Below are 4,465 nucleotides of genomic sequence, written 5' to 3' on the forward strand. Positions count from 1 at the left end.
CCGCTGCGCCCGCGTACGGCCGGGACAGCGGGTGGTGCTCCGCGTACGGCCCGCGTGCCGCGCGCCGGCGGCGCCGTGGAACTGGCGGCCGCCGCCCTGCTGGTGGCGGGCGCGGTCATGGGCTCGCTGATCCCGCTCGGCCTGGGCTGGCTGGCCGCATGGTGGTCGCCCCGGCTGAGCCGCCAGGAGGCCAAGTGGGCGGTGGCGGTCGTGCCCGGTACGGTCGCCGCCGCCGGGCTGGTGTGGCTGTGGGGCCGCACCGAGGGCCGCTGGGGGGAGCCGACAGCCGAGGGCGCTCTGGGGGATGCGATCACCGCCTCCTGGCCCTGGGCGCTGCGCGCCGCGGCCGTCGCCAGCGCCCTCTACCTGCTGTGGCGGGCGCGCAGGCCGAAGGGGTAGCCGTCGCACACGCCGCCCGGCGGCGCCCTCAAAGGCATGGCGTCCCCCCCCCGGGCCGCGGTGGGCCCGTCCCGGCCGCGGGGAGAGCGGAGACGTGGGGCCGGAGGCCTGGTGCCGGAGATCAGCCCTCGGAGCCGCCGGAATCCCTGGTGAGCAGTTCCTTCATCTCATCCAGGATCGTGTCCGCGGCCGTGTAGCCGATGCCCTGGATCCAGGTCTCGTCGTCCACGCGGTGGGCGCGGCCGTTCTCCACAGCCTCCATGCCCTTCCACAGCGCGCCGCCGACGGCCTTGTCCTCGCCGGACTTCGCCGGGTCGCCGTAGGAGGTGTAGAAGACGACGTCCGCGTCGCCCCGGTCGACCTTCTCCGGGCTGACGTCGACCGAGAAGCCGTCGGGGGCCTTGTCGGCGATGGCCGGGCGGCTCACTCCGATGTCGGCGAGGATCGAGCCGATGTAGTTCTGCCTGCCGTAGACGCGGGTGTCGGCCCCCTCCACGAAGCGGACGACGCTCACCGTCAGCTTCCGGGCCTCCTTCTCGCCGCCGAGCGCCTCGGTGACCTCGGCCGTCTTCGCCTCGTACGCGTCGATCACCTTCTCCGCCTCGTCCTGCCGGTTGAGGGCGTTGGCATGTACCAGGAAGTTCTCCTTCCAGGGGGCGCCGGTGGACTCGGTGAAGACGGTCGGGGCGATCTTCGACAGCTCGTCGTAGCGGTCCTTGTCGCGGATGTCGCTGCCCAGGATCAGGTCCGGCTCGAGCGCCGCGATCCTCTCCAGGTTGGGCGCGGCGATGTTGCCGACGTTCTCGATGCCCTCGACCTTCTCCTTGGGCAGGTACTTCAGGAAGCCGGAGGCCACGTCGGAGCGGGTGGAGCCGACGGGCTTGACGCCCAGGGTTATGGCCGAGTCCAGCTCCGCGGTGTCGAGGACGACCACGCGCTCGGGGTCGGCGGGGACCTTCACCTCCCCGTGGGCGGTCATCACCGTCCGGGTCTCCCCGGCGGTGTCGTTCCCGGAGCCGCCGCAGGCGGACAGGGCGAGGGCGAGGACGGGTGCCAGCGCGGCGGCGCCGGCGGCGGTCGTACGGCGGCGGGTGAGGGTCACGGGGAAGCCTTTCGCGTGCTGACGGGGACGGAAGCGGGAGTGACGGGGGCGCCGGGAGCGGCGGAGGCGGGCGCGCCGGGGACGACGAGGGGGCCGCCCGTCACCGGGTCGGGCACCACCACGGCCTCCAGGCCGAAGACCTCGCGGACCAGCGCGGCGTCGACGGTCCTCGCGGGCGGGCCCTGCGCGACGATCCGGCCCCCGCGCATCGCGACGAGGTGGTCGGCGTAGCGGGCGGCCTGGTTGAGGTCGTGCAGGACCATCACGACCGTGCGGCCCCGCTCCCGGTTGAGCCGCCGCACCAGGTCGAGGACCTCCACCTGGTGGGCGATGTCGAGGTACGTCGTCGGCTCGTCGAGCAGCAGCAGCTCGGTCTCCTGGGCGAGCGCCATGGCGATCCACACCCGCTGCCGCTGTCCGCCCGACAGCTCGTCCACGGAGCGGTCGGCCAGTTCGGTGACGCCGGTGCCGTCCATGGCGTCGGTGACGGCCCGCTCGTCGGCCTCCGACCACTGCTGCCACCAGCGCTGGTGGGGCTGGCGGCCCCGGGCGACGAGGTCGGCGACGGTGATCGCCTCGGGCGCGACCGGCGCCTGGGGGAGGAGCCCGAGGGAGCGGGCGACCGCGCGGGTGGGCACCCGGTCCAGCTCCCGGCCGTCCAGCAGCACCGCGCCGCGCCGGGGCCGCAGCAGCCGGCCCAGCGCCCGCAGCAGGGTGGACTTGCCGCAGGCGTTGGGGCCGACGACGACGGTGACGCGGTCGTCCGGCACGTCGAGGTCGAGGCCGTCGACGACCGTGCGGCTCTCGTAGGCGAGGGTCAGGTCCCGGGCCGACAGCCGGCTCGCGGGCGCGTCCGGCCCGTCGGCCGCCGCGGGCGCGGTGGTGGTGTCCGTCATGGTCTTCCTCCGGTGCGGCCGCGGGCGATCAGCCAGACGAGGTAGGGGGCCCCGATCGCCGCCGTCAACACCCCGACCGGCAGCTCCACCGGCGCCAGGAGCCTGCGGGCCAGCAGGTCGCCGAGGGTGACGACGAGGGCACCCAGCAGGGCCGTGGCGAGCAGCGGGATCTGCGCGGTGCGCGTCAGGCGGCGGGCGATCTGCGGGGAGAGCAGCGCCACGAAGTCCACCGGTCCGGCCGCCCCGGTGGCCACCGAGGCCAGGACGACGCCGGTGGCCGTCAGCCCCAGCCGCACGCGGCCCAGCCGTACGCCCAGGGCGGTGGCGGTGTCGTCGTCCAGCGCCGCCCGGCGCAGGGCGCGGGCGCACCACAGCACGGCGGGCAGCGCGGCCAGCAGCGCCCAGCCCAGGGGCGCGGCCTGCTCCCAGCCCCGCCCGTTGAGCGAGCCGGTCATCCACACCTGGGCCTGCTGGGCGGCGAGGAAGTCGCCCTTGGTCATGAACAGCTGGGTGACCGAGCGCAGCGCCACGGAGAAGCCCAGGCCGATCAGCACGAAGCGGGCCGCGCCGAGGCCGCGCCGCCAGGCGAAGACGTAGACCAGCGCGGCGGCGAGCATCCCGCCCGCCACGGAGAGGTAGGGCAGCAGGGCGTACGAGGTCAGGCCGAAGGTCATCGCGCCGACGGTCACGGCCGCGGCGCCGTGGGTGACGCCGATGATCTCCGGACTGGCCAGGGGGTTGCGGGCGACGGTCTGGATCAGCCCGCCCGCCACCCCGAGCGCGGCGCCCACCATCAGCCCGAGGACCACACGCGGCAGCCGCAGCGTGCCCACGACCAGTTCGTCCGGCGACGGCAGCCCCAGCAGCACCCGTACCACCTCGGCGGGCGCGGTGGCCGTCTCGCCGAGGCAGAGCGACGCGACGACGGCCGCGGCCAGCGCGGCGGCGAGGGCGGCCGTCACCGCCGCCGACCGGCGGTGGAGCAGGAACGAGGCGCGCCCGCGGCGCACCAGGCCGTACCCCGGGGGTCTGACGGGCGCCTCGCGGCCCGGTACCCCGCGGGGCGTCTCGCTCACGGTGCCGGGCGCGGTCACGGCCCCACCGCCTTCCCGGCCCGGCCGCGCACCAGCGCCACCAGGAACGGCACGCCGATCAGCGCCGTCATCACGCCCGCCGGCACCTCGCCCGGCGGCACCACGACCCGCCCGGCCACGTCCGACACCAGCAGTACCACCGGGCCCAGCAGCGCGGCCGTGGGCAGCAGCCAGCGGTGGTCGGAGCCGACGAGGGCGCGGGCCAGGTGGGGGACGGCCAGGCCGACGAAGGCGATGGGGCCGGCGGCGGCGACCCCGGCGCCGGTCAGGACGGTGGCCCCGAGGCCGCCGGTGATCCGTACGGCCGCGGTGTTCTGCCCCAGGCCCCTGGCCATGTCCTCGCCCAGCGCCAGGGCGTCCAGACCGCGCGCGACGGCCAGCACCAGCAGCGCGCCCGTCGCCAGGAACGGCGAGACCTGCCCGATCACCTCCGTGCCGCGTCCGGCGACCGAGCCGACCTGCCAGAAGCGGAACTCGTCCAGGGCCGCTGCCCGTGTCGTCAGCACCCCCGCCACCACCGAGTACAGCAGCGCGTTGACTGCGGCCCCGGCCAGCGCCAGGCGTACCGGCGTGGCGCCCTCGCGCCCCCGCGCGGCGATCGCGTAGACGGCCGCCCCCGCCGCGCCCGCGCCCGCGAAGGCGAACCAGACGTACCCGGAGAGCGTGTGCACCCCGGCGAAGGCGATGGCCAGGACGACACCCAGTGCCGCGCCCTGGCTGACACCGAGGATGCCGGGCTCGGCGATCGGGTTGCGGGTCAGGCCCTGCATCACGCAGCCGGCCAGCCCGAGCGCGGCGCCGACCAGCACCGCCAGCAGGGTGCGCGGGGCGCGCATCGTCCGCACCACCTGGGCGGCGGGGCCGTCGCCGCCGTGCACCAGCGCCTCGTAGACCGCGCCCGGCGCGATGGCGCGGCTGCCGACGGCCAGGCTCAGCAGCACGGCCAGGGCGAGGGCGGCCGAGACCGCGGCCAC

The 4,465-nt window shown here is 76.1% G+C and carries 4 protein-coding genes and 1 pseudogene; 1 reads left to right on the top strand and 4 read right to left on the bottom strand.

Annotated features, from left to right (window positions below; translation table 11 throughout):
• A pseudogene (locus ACLIYP_RS29295) lies at positions 1–399 on the top strand (hypothetical protein); the annotation flags it as partial.
• Positions 400–520: 121 nt separating this feature from the next.
• Here ACLIYP_RS29295 and ACLIYP_RS29300 read toward each other — a convergent pair.
• Genes ACLIYP_RS29300 through ACLIYP_RS29315 form a run of 4 tightly spaced genes read right to left on the bottom strand, consistent with a single transcriptional unit; the run spans position 521 to position 4,465 of the window.
• Complete coding sequence (locus ACLIYP_RS29300) at positions 521–1,501, bottom strand: ABC transporter substrate-binding protein (protein WP_412716108.1); 981 nt, start codon at positions 1,499–1,501, stop codon at positions 521–523.
• Positions 1,498–2,397, bottom strand: coding sequence for an ABC transporter ATP-binding protein (locus tag ACLIYP_RS29305; protein WP_412716109.1), 900 nt, complete (start codon positions 2,395–2,397; stop codon positions 1,498–1,500). Before ACLIYP_RS29305 ends, ACLIYP_RS29300 begins: the two co-directional genes overlap by 4 nt.
• Complete coding sequence (locus ACLIYP_RS29310; RefSeq protein ID WP_412716110.1) at positions 2,394–3,491, bottom strand: FecCD family ABC transporter permease; 1,098 nt, start codon at positions 3,489–3,491, stop codon at positions 2,394–2,396. Before ACLIYP_RS29310 ends, ACLIYP_RS29305 begins: the two co-directional genes overlap by 4 nt.
• Positions 3,488–4,465 (bottom strand): FecCD family ABC transporter permease, encoded by a 978-nt coding sequence (locus tag ACLIYP_RS29315; RefSeq protein WP_412716111.1) that lies wholly within the window; start codon positions 4,463–4,465, stop codon positions 3,488–3,490. The genes ACLIYP_RS29310 and ACLIYP_RS29315 overlap by 4 nt, the downstream gene beginning before the upstream one ends.

Origin of the sequence: Streptomyces nanhaiensis (assembly GCF_046614825.1) — a bacterium.
Taxonomy (GTDB): Bacteria; Actinomycetota; Actinomycetes; order Streptomycetales; family Streptomycetaceae; genus Streptomyces; species Streptomyces radiopugnans.